This is a genomic window from Microbacterium sp. ZXT2-5 (assembly GCF_055329545.1).
Map to the genome: position 1 here is coordinate 1,387,262 of NZ_JBUZWD010000001.1, position 13,458 is coordinate 1,400,719.

A 13,458-nucleotide genomic window follows, 5' to 3' on the forward strand; every position below is an offset into this window, starting at 1 on the left:
TCTAGAGGCGGTCGGCGACCGTCGCCGCGACCGTCAGCCACGCATCCCGCGTCTCGGGGGCGAGGGCGTCGAAGTCGATCGGCCCGCCGTCCACCAGGGACGGGTCGAACGGCGCGCTGACGACCGCCGACGTGACCTGCTCGAAGTGACGCGAGAGGCGCGTCTCGAGGCGGCGGTCCGGGCGTGAGGACGGCGCGGTGAGCACGGTCACGGCGTCGTCGATCTTGTCGCCGAACCCCTTCTCGCGCAGCCCGTCCAGCAGCCAGGCGGCACTGGCGGCGGTGTCCTCGCGCACCGTCGAGACGATCACCAGCTGGTCGGCCGCGGCGACGGCGGCCACCCAGTTGGAGGCGCGCATGTTGTTGCCGGTGTCGACGATCATGAGGCGGTAGTACCTGCGGAGCAGGGCGTGCAGCCGGTCGAATGCCGCCGAGTCGATCGTCGAGGATGCCGCCGCGTCCTCGTCGGACGCCAGGACGTCGAAGCGCGCGTCGACCTGCGTGCGCACGTACGTGTCGAGCGCCGCGAGGCTCGAGCCCTGCGGATTCCAGAACTCGTCGAGATCGGCGAGCAGGTCCACGGCGGTCCGGTGATGGGGCGCGTTCTGCGCGCGCCAGCCCAGCGTGCCGCGGGTCTCGTTGTTGTCCCAAGCCAGGGTCGCGCCGCCGCGGAGCGTGCCGAACGTCGCCGCGAGCAGCAGGGTGCTCGTGGTCTTGTGGGCCCCGCCCTTCGGGTTGAGCACGACGATCGTGCGCGGGGCGTCGAGGCGTCGCTGCACCCGCTTCACGCGGTCGAGCCGCTCCTGCTCGGCGCGGCCCGGCGCCGGCGAGACCAGGCCGCCGGTGGCGCGGCGGATGACGCCCTGCCATCCCTCGGTCGCGCGCGGGCGGGTGCTGCTGCCGCCGCGCGACTCGAGCAGGTCCTGGACGGTGGGCCGCGCGGGGCCGCGGCTGTCACTCCCCGCGCGCACCGGGGAGTCGGCGGGGGTCGCCGGCACAGCGGGGGTCGCCGGCACAGCGGGGGTCGCCGGCACTGCGGGGGTCGCCGGCACGGCGGACGTCGCCGGCACGGCGGACGTCGCCGGCACCGCGGGGGCCGGCACGACGGGGGCAGGCACGGCCGAGATCGGCGTGGCGGGGGCCGGCACGGCGGACACCGGGAGGGGGGCGGTCGACGCGCGGGGCGTCGGCTCCGCCGCGTCCTCGGAGTCGGGGAGGTCGCCGACGGCGATGCGCCCGGTCTCGGGCGTGGCGGGGTCGAGGGACTCCGCGTAGGTGCCGTCGGGGTGCACCACGAGCGGCCAGCGGGACGCGCCCTCGACGAGCGTGGCCTGTGCCGGCTCGCCCGACGAGGCGGCGAGCTGGCGCATCTCCTCGACGATCCGGTCGCGCAGGGCGCGGGGGTCGGGGGCGACGACCTCTTCGACCTCGGTGCCGACGTGCAGTTCGGCGACGGTGCTGGAAAGGATGTGCACGGTCGCATCGGGGTGACGCGAAGTCATCGGTTCTCCTCCGGGAGGGCGGAATCAGGCGCCGGCGGCACGGTGGGGCGGCCGCCGATCGGTGGGGGCAGGCGGTGGGCGCGGAGGCCGGCGAGGGCCGTCGGAGCGCGAGCACGCGCGTGGGCGCGCGTTCGGCGTGCATGTTCACGGTAGTCGACGCTCGCCGCTCACGCCGCCTCGGCGAGCGCGGACTAGGCTCTTCGGGTGCGTCTCGTCATCGCCCGCTGCTCGGTCGACTACACCGGTCGGCTCAACGCCCACCTCCCGCTCGCGACGCGCCTGCTGGTGCACAAGGGCGACGGCAGCCTGCTCGTGCACTCCGACGGCGGCTCGTACAAGCCGCTGAACTGGATGAGCCCGCCCTGCCGCCTGGACGTCGAGATCCCGGATGCCGAATCCGCCGCCGCGGGCGTCCTCGAGCACTGGCGGGTCACACACGCCAAGACCGGCGACGCGCTGCTCGTGCGCATCTACGAGGTGCTGCACGACACCTCGCACGAGCTGGGCCTCGACCCCGGCCTGCAGAAGGACGGTGTCGAGGCCGACCTGCAGCGCCTCCTCGCCGAGCAGGTGGACGTGATCGGCGACGGGCTCACCCTCGTGCGCCGCGAGTACCCCACGGCGATCGGTCCCGTCGACCTCCTGCTGCGCGACCCGGAGGGCGGGACGATCGCGGTCGAGGTCAAGCGACGCGGCGACATCGACGGTGTCGAGCAGCTGACCCGCTACCTCGAGCTGCTGGGACGCGACCCGCACCTCGCGCCGGTGACCGGGGTCTTCGCGGCCCAGGAGATCAAGCCCCAGGCGAAGGTGCTGGCCGCGGATCGCGGCATCCGCTGCGTCACCCTCGACTACGAGGGCATGAAGGGCATCGAGTCCGGCGCTCCCCGGCTGTTCTGAGGCGGGCCCGCCCGGCCGGGGGCTTGTGTGTTGTCGGTGCGACGGTACATACTGTCGCGAGGACAGTACCGAGAACGGATGCCGTGCAATGACGCTCGACGACTTCCGGCGTGAGATCGCCGACCCCGCCATCGAATTCCGCCCCGAGCTGCGCTGGTGGCTCGCGGAGGGCCTGCACACCGACGCCACACTCCGGCGCGAGATCGACGACGCCCACCGGCTCGGCTTCGGCGGCATGGAGTTCCTCGCGATGGACGAGGGTGCGATCGACCATGCCCGGTACGGCTGGGGGTCGGAGGAGTGGGTGCACGACTCGCAGGTGGTCGTCGAGGAGACGACCCGTCGCGGCATGTCGGTGAGCTTCACCTCGGGCACGAACTGGTCCAACGCCAACCTCCCGACGATCGACCCCGACCAGCCCGCCGCCGCGCAGGAGCTCGATGTCGTCCACGAGACGCTCGCCGGCGGCGAGTCCCGCAGCGGAGCGCTGCCGCGCATCGACCTCGACGCGCCGATCGCCGAGACGACCCTCCCCGGCCATCGCGGCACGGTGACGCGGCAGCACCTCGTGGCGGTCGTCGCGGCACGCCTCGCGGGCGAGGGCGTCCTCGACGTCGCCTCGGTCGTGGATCTGACCGCCCTGGTCGACGGCGAGCAGCTCGACTGGACCGCGCCGGCCGACGGCCGGTGGCGCCTCTTCGCGTACTGGATGCACGGCACAGGTCAGACCGCCTCGCCGTCGGCGGGCGTGAACCACACCGTGAACTACCTCGACCGCGACGGGGTGGACGCCGTCATCGCGTACTGGGACGACGTCGTGCTGACGCCCGAGCTGCGCGCCGAGCTGAGCCGCAACCCGCGCGCGCAGATGTACATGGACTCGCTGGAGCTGTCCACCTACGGCGCGGGCGGGCTGTTCTGGGGGTTCACCGTCGCCGAGGAGTTCCGCGCGCGGCGCGGCTACGACATCACGCCGTGGCTTCCCTTCCTCACGCGCGACGTGCCGTTCATGGCGGTCTCGACCGTCTACCACCACCAGCCCGCCGACGACGCCGACCGCACGACGGTCGACAAGGTCCGGTTCGACTACGCGCGCACGCTCACCGACCTGTACATCGAGAACATGCTCCGTCCGTTCGCCGAGTTCCTGCACGGCGTGGGCATGACGCTGCGGGCCGAGATCAGCTACGGCCTGCCGTTCGAGCTCACCCGGCCGGGTCCGGAGGTCGACGGCATCGAGACGGAGTCCCTCGAGTTCGGCGCCCAGATCGACGCGTATCGGCTCATGGCCGGCCCCGCGCACCTGTTCGGCAAGCAGTACTCGTCCGAGACGGGCGCCACGACGCGCAACCACATGCTCGACCACCGCTTCTACGACCAGATCATCGCCACCCAGCTGGCGGCGGGGATCACCAAGACGGTCCTGCACGGCTGGGCCAGCCCCGCCGGCGCCGAGGGCGTGACCGAGTGGCCGGGCCACGAGGGCATGTGGCCGATGTTCTCGGAGCGGTTCGACACCCGCCAGCCGGGGTGCGAGTTCTATCCGCTGTGGACCGCGGCGATCGGCCGCCTCCAGTACGCCCTCCGCCGTGGGCGGCCCCGCATCGACGTGGGCATCCTCCGCACCGACCACTTCACCGACAACCTCATCGGCGTCGCCTTGGCGGACGTCGATGGCGAGCGGATCCCCGACGAGGTCGCCTACGGCACGATGTGGATGCGCGACCGGCAGAACCACTGGTGGCAGGACCTGGGGATGCAGGACGCCGGCATCACCTACGAGTTCTTCGACGGATCGCTGCTGCTGCGGGACGACGTGACGTTCGACGGCGACGAGGTGCAGCCCGGCGGCCCCGGCTACCGCGCCCTCATCGTCTACCAGAGCACGCTCGACCCCGACACGGCCGCGCACCTGCTGACGTGGGCCCGGCGCGGCCTGCGCCTGGTCATCGTGGACGGCGCGCGCGAGCTGGAGTCGCTGCGCGACCAGCGCTTCCGCACGCACGAGCGCGCGGCATCCGCCACCCCCGGTCTCGACGGCCGGGACGACGAGCTGGCGGGGGTCATGACGGAGCTGCGACGGTTGCCGGGCGTGCGGGTGGTCTCGCCCTCCGGCGTCGTGGCCGCTCTCGACGAGCTCGGGGCCGGCGGCCGCGCGCGCTTCGTCGAGGACGACCGGCACGTGCTCACGCACCTGCGCGAGGACGGCGACCTGACCGTGCTCTACGCGTATCACTTCCTCTACGAGACGACCGAGTCGACGACGGTCCGCGTGCGGCTGCAGGGGTCCGGCGCGGTCCACCGCCTCGACGCGTGGAGCGGCCGGCTGCGGCCGCACCTCGGCGCGCGGCGCGACGGCGAGGGCACCGTCGTCGAGCTGACGCTGGCTCCCGGTGAGGTCGCCGTCGTGGTGCTGGACAGGGCGACGGATGCCGACGACTCGGCCGCCCCGCCCGTCGCCGAGGTCGCGCGCGCCGACGAGTGGGAGCTCGTCGTCGAGAGCTGGGACGCCGGCGAGCCCGAAGTGCTCACGGAGGACCGCGGGCTCGGCTACGTCTCGACGGAGGTGCGCCCGACGACCGCCGTGACACCGCGGGACGCCGGTCGCGTGCGGCTCGCCCCGTGGTCGGAGCTCGACGCGATCGGGCCGGAGGTGTCGGGCGTCGGCGAGTACCGCGCGACGCTGCGCGCCCCGGATCCGGCCCCCGGCGCGCGCTACGTCCTCCATCTCGGCTCGACGGCGGGCGGGCTCGGTTCGGTGCGCATCGGTGACGGTCCCGCGCGCGGCTTCGACACCGCGCACCCCGTCGTCGACGTCACCGACGACATCCGCGCGGGCGACAACGCGATCACCGTGCGCGTGGCCAGCTCGCTCAACAACAGGCTGCGCGCCCGCGGCTACTATGAGCGCGTCCCCGACATCATCGCGCGGGACAGCGGGCGGGAGGGGTTCCAGCGCGCGGTCGTGCGGGAGTACGGACTGCTGGGTCCCGTGCGACTGCTGCGGGAAGGGTGATGCGGGAGGGAGCCGGGGGCGATGGCACGAGGTGACGTCGACACCGACGCGTCCGCGGACCTGCGCCCGGTCGTCGGTGAGGACCCGCTCGATCTCCGCCTGTCGCTGGCGACGGTCATCCACTGGGCCGACAGCACGGCCGTCCGCAGGGACGTCATGGCGAGGGTCGACTTCCCCTCCGACGACATGGGCATGTTCCTCGTGGTGAACCAGCTCTCGTACAACGGCGCCATGCGGCCCGTCGAGCTCTCGGCGGCCCTGGGGATGACGGCGACCAACATGAGCAAGATCGTCGGCCGCCTCGTGCAGGCCGGCCTCGTCGTTCGCGTCGCCGCCCCCGATGACGACCGGGGTGTGCTGGTGGCCCTCACCGCCGAGGGCCGCCGCATCGGCGGGCGCATCATGGCGACCGCCGAGCAGAACCTGCGCGATGCGCTCGCGGACTGGTCACCGGCCGAGGTGGACCAGCTGCGGCGGATGATGGCGCGGCTGGCCCGCGGGCGGCGCGGCGCGTCCGCATAGGGTGGACTCATGCCGAGTCGATCGCCGTGGACCTGTGTGCTCTGGGACGTGGACGGGACGATCGTCGATGCGTCCGACGGCATCCTGCGGCGCCTCACGATCTGCCTCGAGCACTTCGGCAGGCGCCCGCCGACCCGCGCCGAGCTCGTGCACTGGATCGGCCCGCCGATGTACGAGTCCTTCCAGGTCAACGTCGGCATGACGCCGGAGCAGTCCGCCGAGGCCGTGGCGTTCTACCGCCGGCTCGGCAAGGAGGACGGCTACACCACGGGGGCGAAGCTGTTCCCCGGCATCGCCGAGCTGATCACCGACGTCGCAGCCGCCGGCATCCCGCAGGCCACGGCCAGCTCCAAGCCCGAGGTCCAGGTGGACGCGCTGATGGACCACTTCGATCTGTCGCCCTCGCTCACCGCGATCGTGGGGGCGACGCCCGACGAACGGACCCTGAGCGCCAAGTCCGACATCGTCGCCGAGGCGCTGCGCCGCCTCGCCGCGGCCGGCGCCGACATCAGCCGCCCGGTGCTCGTCGGCGACCGGCACCACGACGTGGACGGGGGCGCCGAGCAGGGTGTGCCGGTGATCTTCGTCCGCTGGGGATTCAGCTGGCCGCACGAGTCGGAGGGCGCCCAGGCGGTGGTCGACGACGTCGACCAGCTCCGCACACTGCTGCTCGTCGGCGAGCAGGCATCGGAGGCCGCCGAGGACGTCGTCGTGGGCGCCGATGGCTGAGATCGTCGCCGCGATCCTGGGGTGGGTGGTGCCCGCCCTGGTCGTGTTCGGCGTCACGGCGCTCGCCATCGCCGCCATCGCCTGGGGGGTGCGCCGCGCACGCCGGTCGCCGCGGGCGCGCGCGGCGGCCGAGAAGGAGCGCGGCCGCGCCGGCGCCGCGCTGGTGCGCCTCGACGACGCGGTGTCCGAACTCGAGCTCGAGGTCGGGCTGTCGGGCGCGCTGTACGGCGGCGACGCGCCGCCGTCGCTGCGGCGGGCGCGGCTGACCGCGCAGCACGTCCGCGACGCGTCGTTCGAGGAGTACCGCGACCTCAGCGACGAAGGCCTCACGCCGGCTGACATCCGCCGCGCCTCGTCGCGGATCGAGCGGCACGCCCAGGAGGCCCTGGCCAAGGTCGCGTCTGCGCGCGCCGAGCACGCCGCGTGGGTCCGGTCGAACGTCTCGGCCGCCGGCCAGGTCGAGGCCGCCCGTCGCCGTCTCGCCGCGCTCCGCGCGTCGATGGGAGACCCGGCCGCCCTGGTGGCCGACCTGTCGTCGCGCTTCGCCGAGGAGGAGTGGCGGGATGCCGCGCGCGCGGCGCGTGCCGCGCTGGAAGGGTCCGCGGCGGCGGGACGCCACCTCGACGACGCGGCCGCCCGGGCCGGAGACCCGTCTCTGAGCGCCCTCGCCGACCTCGCCGCGGCGGAGCGGGCGCTGCGCCAGGCAGAGGTCGACTCCCGCAGCCTGGAGGAGACCCACCGGCTGGTGCTGCAGGCGGCGCAGGCCGTGCCCGAAGAGGTGTCGGCGGCGCGTGCGGCGCTGCGCCAGGCATCCGTGACGCGCGAGCACCTCGAGATCGCCGACGCCGAGCGCCTCGGCGCCGAGCTGCACGCCATCTCGGACGAGCTGGACCGCATCGAGGACGACGCCGCGCGGTGCCCCACCCGTGCGGTCCACGCCATCGCGCGGCTGCGCAGCCGGCTCGACATCGCGCTGGGCGACGCCCGGACCGCGCAGCAGCGCCTGCGGGGCGCGCGCACCGCCCTGCCCGGCACCCTCGCTGCCGCGCGCGGCGCGATCGCGCAGGCGGAGGCATCCGTCTCCCACGCCCATGCCGGAGCGGACGCTCGGGCCCGCCTCATCTCGGCGCAGCGGGAACTCGCCGAGGCGCGTCAGGCCGAAGACCCGGTCGAGGCGCTGGATGCGGCCCGGCGGGCGATGCGCGACGCCGAGGACGCCAGATCGCTGGCCGAGTTCGCACGCACCGCGGTCGCGCCGGGCGACCACGGCGAGTCGCGCCGCAGCTGAGGCCGCTGAGGCTGCCGGTCTCCGCCGCTATCGTGAACCCATGAGCGACGGGGCGCCCCAGCGACCGAACCGCGCCCTCGCGGGCGCAGCCAGGATCCCCGCGACGCTCACGATGATCGCGCTCGTCCTCGTCGCGGGCATCGTGTGGCAGGGGCTGTGGCGACCGTTCGAGGAGTCCGACCTGTTCGACGTCGTCGCGTACGGCCTTCCGGCGCTGCAGGACGGCCGGTGGTGGACGCCCGTCACCGGCACGTTCTTCGTCGACCTGCCCTGGGTCTACCTGTTCACCATCGCCTCCTTCGCGGGCATGGCGTACCTCGAACTGCATCGCGGATCACGCGTCGCGCTGGCGTACTACGGGGTGGGGCAGCTCTTCGCGATCTTCGCCGCCGCGCTCGTGCTGTGGACGCTGTCGGCCCTGCCGTGGGAATGGGCGCAGCAGCAGGCCGCCGCGCTCGACGTCGGCGCGTCGGGCGGGACGATGGCGTGCCTCGCCGCGGCGGCGGGACTGCTGCGGGCCCCGTGGCGGGTGCGCGCCTGGCTCTTGCTGCTCGGGTTCGTCTTCGTCGCGATGCTGTTCTGGGGAGCCCTCGCCGATCTCGAGCACCTGCTGGCCGTGCTGCTCATCCTCTTCGTCGACCGGTCCCTGCGCATCCGCCGCACCACCGTCCGCGAGCAGCGGCTCATCGCGTTCATGGCGCTGCTCGTGCTCGGGGCGGTCCAGCTCATCACGATCGTCGTGCCGACCGACGGCCCCTTCGGCCCCACCGAACCCGTCTCCGGGGGCCTGATCGACTTCGCGATCGACGCTGTCGTGATCCTCGTCGTCGCCAACGGCCTGCGGCGCGGCCGTCGGTGGACCTGGGTCGTGGCCGTGGTGCTGGCGGCCATCAACGTGCTGACGGGGCTGGCGGTGGTCGCGGCGATCATCATCGCGAGCGAGGCCCGGCTCGAGGCCACGATCGACGGCGAGACCGAGCTCGCGCTCGCGAGCGGCCTGCTGTGGGTGCTCATGCTCGTCTACCTGGTCTGGGTGCGCGGCGCGTTCCGCGCACGGCGGACGTCGAGCATCGGGCAGCAGCCTGCCCCGGACATCGACGAGGTCAAACGGATGCTGCACGCGCGCGGCGGCGGCACGCTGTCGTGGATGACGACGTGGGACGGCAACAGCTACGCCCGCGCCGCCGACGGGATCGTGGCGTACCAGCGCCGGGCCGGCGTCGCCCTGGCCCTCGCCGACCCGCTCGGGCCGGCCGCCTCGCGGGAGGCATCCGTCCGCGAATTCATCCACGCCGCCGAAGTCGCGGGACTGGTGCCGTGCTTCTTCAGCGCCGACGAGCGCACGCGCGCAGCCGTGCCGTCGTCATGGCGCAGCCTCGTCGTCGCCGATGACACCATCGTGGACCTGCCGGGGCTGGAGTTCACCGGCAAGCGGTGGAACTCGGTGCGCTCATCGCTCAACCGCGCCGGCCGCGAGGAGATGACCTTCCGGATGACGCGCCTCGAGGACGAGCCCTGGGGCGTGCAGCAGCAGCTGCGGGCCATCTCCGAGATGTGGGTCGGCGACAAGGGGCTTCCCGAGATGGGCTTCACCTTGGGCACGCTCGCCGAGGCGGACGACCCCGAGGTGCGGCTCGCGCTCGCGATCGCGCCGAACGGCGACGTCGACGGCTTCCTGTCGTGGCTGCCCGTCTACGGGTCCGAGGGCACGGCGCGCGGCTGGACGCTGGATCTCATGCGACGGCGCGACGGCGGCTTCGCGCCCGTGATGGAGTTCCTCATCGGGTCGTCGGCGAAGCTGTTCTCGGAAGAGGGCGCCGAGATCATGTCGCTGTCGGGAGCGCCGCTCGCGCACGACTATCCCCCCGACGCCGGCATGATCGCCGCGCTCAGCGACAAGCTCGCCGACGCTCTCGAGCCGGTCTACGGATTCCGGTCGCTCCACCGGTTCAAGGAGAAGTTCCACCCGCGGTACGAGACGATGTACCTGCTGTACCGGGACGAGAGCGACCTGACCCGCATCGGCGGCGCGCTCACCCGTGCGTTCCTTCCCGACGCCACGCTGCGTCAGTTCGCCGGCGCGGGGATGGAGCTCGTCCGGGGCGACCTTGGCTGACAGCACGCGGACGGCACCCGAGAGCCGCGGCATCCGCAGCCAAGCGCGGACGCCGCGGCTCACCGATCGCACGAGGCGATCGGCCCGCTCGACTCAGAGCGGGCGGATGTTCTCGGCCTGGAGGCCCTTGGGTCCTTGCGCGATCTCGAACTCGACGCGCTGGTTCTCCTCGAGGGAGCGGTAGCCACCCGACTGGATGGCGCTGTAGTGCGCGAAGACGTCTGCGCCGCCTTCGTCGGGAGCGATGAACCCGAAGCCCTTCTCCGAGTTGAACCACTTCACGGTGCCCTGCGTGCTCATTACTTGCCGTTCTTCTGTGATCTCGTCGCTTTTGCGGCGAGTCCCTCCAACGTAGTGAAGACGCGCGCGCGCGGCGAGACCCTCTTCGGATGGTGACAGAAATGTTGCACTGACCACGGCGACGCAGTCTCGGCCCATCGCACGCCCGGGCTGAGCCTTGCTCGAAGCCCGGGCGTCGACGGATCCCCCCGGATAGGCCACGCCGAAGCGTGGACATCGACATCGTACCGATATATCAGCAGATGGGCGAGGGTCGGATGCCACGATCCGCCGCGTGCCGCGAGACCCGGTCGTCGCGCGATTCCGCCGCTCATCGGGGTCTCTGCCGCGGATTCCTGCGGCGTACACTGGTGCCAGCCATGACCGCCCCCTTCGTTCCGCTCGAGCCGCGCGGCGCCGTCCTCGGAGACGAGGTGTACGCGCTCCTGGGCGAAGCCATCCTCGACGGCCGCCTCGCGCCGGGCGAGCGACTGCGCGACCACGAGCTGGCGGAATGGCTCGGGGTGTCGCGCACGCCGGTGCGCGAGGCGCTGCAGCGGCTGGAGCGCACCGGGCTCGTCGAGGTGTCGCCGCACCGGTACACGCGGGTGTCGTATCCGAATCACGAGAGCGACACCGTCGAGCTCGTGGCGTACAACATGGGGCTCGCGGTGCGTATGGCCGCCGTCCGCGCCGACGACGAGTCGCTCGCCGTCGCGCTGGAGCGGCTGGACGATGTGATCGCGGCCTCGCGCTCCGATGACGCCGCCGCCATCGCGGCCGCCAGCCACGAGTTCTTCGCCGTCATCACGCACGCGAGCGGAAACCTGCCGCTGCTGAAGTTCATCCGCGAGTACGAGATCGCGATCCGTCGCGACCTCAGGGGATGGCGCCCCTTCATCGAGTGCCCGCTGGGCCGCAAGGCGGCGTACGAGGAGTTCCGCGCGTCGCTGGCGGCGCGTGACGGGGATCGCGCCGAGGCGCAGCTGCGCCGCATCCACGGGCTGGCGTGAGCGCGAGCCCGGCCCGAGCCCTTCTCGCGGCGATCGCGCGTCGATAGCGTGGTCCGCGTGAACCACATCGAGCTGCGCGCCCTCGACGATGACGACCTCGACGCCGTCTTCGAGATGATGCGGGACCGGGAGGCGATCGCGATGGCCGCGTTCACCGCGGAGGACCCGGACGACCGCGCCGCGTTCGACGCGTGGATCGAGCGCCAGCGGGCCGATGAGAGCGTGCTGTCCTTCGTCGTCACCGAGAACGGCGGCTTCGCCGGCACCATCGCCGCCTTCACCGTCGACGGCGACCGCGAGGTCACCTACTGGATCGCCCGCCACGCGTGGGGTCGGGGCGTGGCGACGGCGGCGCTGCGCCTGCTGGTCTCCCATGAGCCGATCCGGCCGCTGTTCGCCCGCGCCGCCGCCCACAACGCCGCCTCGATCGCGGTGCTCGAGAAGGCGGGCTTCACCGAGGTCTCCCGCAACACCGACTACGCCCCGGGCGTCGGTCGCGAGATCGAGGAGATCGTGTTCACCCTCGTTCCCGCCCTCGACGGCCTCGGCGGCGGCTGAGGCTCCTCGGGCTCTCGCCACCATAGGATGTGCGCGTGACCTCCGGCGCCCCTTCGTCCTCCGCGCCGGGAGGCGAAGAGGCCGAGCGCGCGCGATGGGTGTCGCGTGCCTGGGACCGGGTGCCGACCGGCTGGTTCGCCGGCATCCTGACGGCGGCGTTCCTCGCCGCGACGGCCGCGTTCGGGGGTCTCGCCGAAGCGGCGGTGCCGCCCGTGCCGGAGCTGCGCGCCGGCGAGACGCACGAGAACGAGCAGTTCGCGCTGACCGTGGAACGGGCCGTGCTCATCGACGAGCTCCCCGAAGCAGGCGTGACCGTCGAGGCCGGCGAGCGGGTGCTCGCCCTCGTGCTCACCGCGGAGAACGCGTGGGATCGCGCCCAGCCGTCGGCCGGCAGCGGGGGGATCACGGCGGCGGTGCGCATCCCCGAGCTCGGCGACGTGCCCGCCGACTCGGTCGCCCGGTTCGACGACACCACCGTCTCGCCGTACCTGCAGCCGAGGGTGCCGGCGCAGCTCGTCCTCGCCTGGGCGGTCGACGCGGAGCGCTTCGAGACCGCCGAGAACGTCGACGTCGAGCTCAGAGACCTCTCGCTGCGCACGGGCGCGCTGGTGGTGTCGGGCCAGTGGTGGGACACGCCGGTGACGGCGGCCCGGATGAGCCTCGGGCTGACCGACGTCGGTGCCGGTGCCGACGCGGCGGAGGCGGATGCGGCGACCGACGAGGCGGAGGGCGGGGAATGAGGCTCTGGCTGAGCTGGGTGATCGGTGTCGCGCTGCTCGCGGCGGCCTGGGGTGTCGTGCAGCTCACCCCCGGCGACGAGGCCGCCGAGGCGTCGTTCGCCGTGCCGGCGGCGATCGGCGAGGAGGCGACAGGACGCGCCCTCGCCGTCACGGTCACCGACCTCCGGCTCGGCGATCGCGCCGTCGCGGGCGGCTGGTACGCGGACGGCACCTGGCTCGTGGTCGACCTCCGCGCGCAGGCGCTGCGGGAAGAGCGCGGGGCGCTTCTCGCGCATGCCGCGCTCGTGATCGACGGCGTCACCTACCGGGCGAGCGAGCGGCCCGCGTCGATGTTCCGCTCGCCCCTGGCCGTCGGCATCCCTCGCGAAGGGAGCCTCGCGTTCGAATTGCCCGCCGACCTCGCCGATCGCGCCGGCACGCTGCAGCTGGCCGTCGATGCCGAGACCCGCCTCGACTCGCTCGTCGAGGTGCCCGTGGACCTCGGAACCCTCGACCGCGCGGACGAGGTCGAGCTCCTGGCCGAGGGGTGGGTGCAGCGGTGAGCCGACGTTGGTGGCGGCGCAACGCGGTGGCGCTTGGAGCGGTGGCCGTCCTCCTGCCGGTCACGGCCCTGGTCATCGGCGGCAGCGAGTGGTGGCTGGTGAACCAGTCGCGCCCTGTCGTCCCGACGACGGTGCCGGCGGGCACCGGCGCCGACTGGGCGGGGATGAAGTGGGGACCGGCGACGCTCCGCGAGCTGCCGTCCGACGCGGAGGCGGGGTTGCCGCCCGGCGCGAGGGTGGTCGTCGTCGAGGTC

At 73.2% G+C, this 13,458-nt stretch carries 12 protein-coding genes; 10 read left to right on the forward strand and 2 right to left on the reverse strand.

What is annotated here, in order from left to right:
* Window position 1 precedes the first annotated feature (1 nt).
* A complete protein-coding gene (locus tag ACZBH1_RS06010) occupies window positions 2-1,501 on the reverse strand; it encodes a MinD/ParA family ATP-binding protein (protein ID WP_463645807.1) in 1,500 nt (499 codons plus the stop codon).
* A gap of 204 nt (window positions 1,502-1,705) precedes the next feature.
* Between ACZBH1_RS06010 and nucS the strand changes: the two genes are divergently transcribed.
* The 6 genes from nucS to ACZBH1_RS06040 all read left to right on the forward strand — a co-directional run bounded on the left by nucS (window position 1,706) and on the right by ACZBH1_RS06040 (window position 10,072).
* Window positions 1,706-2,401, forward strand: coding sequence for an endonuclease NucS (nucS, locus tag ACZBH1_RS06015; RefSeq protein WP_336393971.1), 696 nt, complete (start codon window positions 1,706-1,708; stop codon window positions 2,399-2,401).
* An 88-nt stretch (window positions 2,402-2,489) separates the two neighbouring features.
* Window positions 2,490-5,417 (forward strand): glycosyl hydrolase, encoded by a 2,928-nt coding sequence (locus tag ACZBH1_RS06020; protein WP_463645808.1) that lies wholly within the window; start codon window positions 2,490-2,492, stop codon window positions 5,415-5,417.
* A 21-nt stretch (window positions 5,418-5,438) separates the two neighbouring features.
* Window positions 5,439-5,939 carry a MarR family winged helix-turn-helix transcriptional regulator gene (locus ACZBH1_RS06025; protein ID WP_336393973.1) on the forward strand — a complete coding sequence of 167 codons (501 nt, stop codon included), beginning with the start codon at window positions 5,439-5,441 and terminating at the stop codon, window positions 5,937-5,939.
* 9 nt (window positions 5,940-5,948) lie between these two features.
* Entirely contained in the window at window positions 5,949-6,668 is a 720-nt protein-coding gene (locus tag ACZBH1_RS06030) for an HAD hydrolase-like protein (RefSeq protein WP_378879354.1), read from the forward strand.
* Window positions 6,661-7,956 carry a hypothetical protein gene (locus ACZBH1_RS06035; RefSeq protein ID WP_463645809.1) on the forward strand — a complete coding sequence of 432 codons (1,296 nt, stop codon included), beginning with the start codon at window positions 6,661-6,663 and terminating at the stop codon, window positions 7,954-7,956. The genes ACZBH1_RS06030 and ACZBH1_RS06035 overlap by 8 nt, the downstream gene beginning before the upstream one ends.
* 40 nt (window positions 7,957-7,996) lie before the next feature.
* The gene (locus ACZBH1_RS06040; RefSeq protein ID WP_463645810.1) at window positions 7,997-10,072 is read left to right on the forward strand and encodes a bifunctional lysylphosphatidylglycerol flippase/synthetase MprF; all 2,076 of its coding nucleotides are present in this window, start codon (window positions 7,997-7,999) and stop codon (window positions 10,070-10,072) included.
* 93 nt (window positions 10,073-10,165) lie between these two features.
* On the opposite strand, the gene ACZBH1_RS06045 is transcribed toward ACZBH1_RS06040, so the two are convergent.
* A complete protein-coding gene (locus tag ACZBH1_RS06045) occupies window positions 10,166-10,372 on the reverse strand; it encodes a cold-shock protein (protein WP_109208752.1) in 207 nt (68 codons plus the stop codon).
* Window positions 10,373-10,731: 359 nt separating this feature from the next.
* On the opposite strand from ACZBH1_RS06045, the gene ACZBH1_RS06050 reads away from it, so the two are divergent.
* The 4 genes from ACZBH1_RS06050 to ACZBH1_RS06065 are packed head-to-tail and all read left to right on the forward strand — an operon-like array spanning window position 10,732 to window position 13,204.
* Window positions 10,732-11,364 carry a GntR family transcriptional regulator gene (locus ACZBH1_RS06050; protein ID WP_463645811.1) on the forward strand — a complete coding sequence of 211 codons (633 nt, stop codon included), beginning with the start codon at window positions 10,732-10,734 and terminating at the stop codon, window positions 11,362-11,364.
* Between the two features lie 57 nt (window positions 11,365-11,421).
* Window positions 11,422-11,922, forward strand: a complete 501-nt coding sequence (locus ACZBH1_RS06055; protein ID WP_463645812.1) for a GNAT family N-acetyltransferase — start codon at window positions 11,422-11,424, stop codon at window positions 11,920-11,922.
* A gap of 35 nt (window positions 11,923-11,957) precedes the next feature.
* On the forward strand, window positions 11,958-12,662 hold the full coding sequence (locus ACZBH1_RS06060; RefSeq protein WP_463645813.1) for a hypothetical protein: 705 nt from the start codon (window positions 11,958-11,960) through the stop codon (window positions 12,660-12,662).
* Window positions 12,659-13,204, forward strand: coding sequence for a hypothetical protein (locus ACZBH1_RS06065; protein ID WP_463645814.1), 546 nt, complete (start codon window positions 12,659-12,661; stop codon window positions 13,202-13,204). The genes ACZBH1_RS06060 and ACZBH1_RS06065 overlap by 4 nt, the downstream gene beginning before the upstream one ends.
* Window positions 13,205-13,458: the final 254 nt, after the last annotated feature.

What these genes read in the sequence shown, in the direction of transcription:
- ACZBH1_RS06010 (WP_463645807.1), bottom strand. Translation starts at nt 1,501, where the DNA reads ATGACTTCGCGTCACCCCGATGCGACCGTGCACATCCTTTCCAGCACC.
- ACZBH1_RS06020 (WP_463645808.1), top strand. Translation starts at nt 2,490, where the DNA reads ATGACGCTCGACGACTTCCGGCGTGAGATCGCCGACCCCGCCATCGAA.
- ACZBH1_RS06025 (WP_336393973.1), top strand. Translation starts at nt 5,439, where the DNA reads ATGGCACGAGGTGACGTCGACACCGACGCGTCCGCGGACCTGCGCCCG.
- ACZBH1_RS06030 (WP_378879354.1), top strand. Translation starts at nt 5,949, where the DNA reads ATGCCGAGTCGATCGCCGTGGACCTGTGTGCTCTGGGACGTGGACGGG.
- ACZBH1_RS06035 (WP_463645809.1), top strand. Translation starts at nt 6,661, where the DNA reads ATGGCTGAGATCGTCGCCGCGATCCTGGGGTGGGTGGTGCCCGCCCTG.
- ACZBH1_RS06040 (WP_463645810.1), top strand. Translation starts at nt 7,997, where the DNA reads ATGAGCGACGGGGCGCCCCAGCGACCGAACCGCGCCCTCGCGGGCGCA.
- ACZBH1_RS06045 (WP_109208752.1), bottom strand. Translation starts at nt 10,372, where the DNA reads ATGAGCACGCAGGGCACCGTGAAGTGGTTCAACTCGGAGAAGGGCTTC.
- ACZBH1_RS06050 (WP_463645811.1), top strand. Translation starts at nt 10,732, where the DNA reads ATGACCGCCCCCTTCGTTCCGCTCGAGCCGCGCGGCGCCGTCCTCGGA.
- ACZBH1_RS06065 (WP_463645814.1), top strand. Translation starts at nt 12,659, where the DNA reads ATGAGGCTCTGGCTGAGCTGGGTGATCGGTGTCGCGCTGCTCGCGGCG.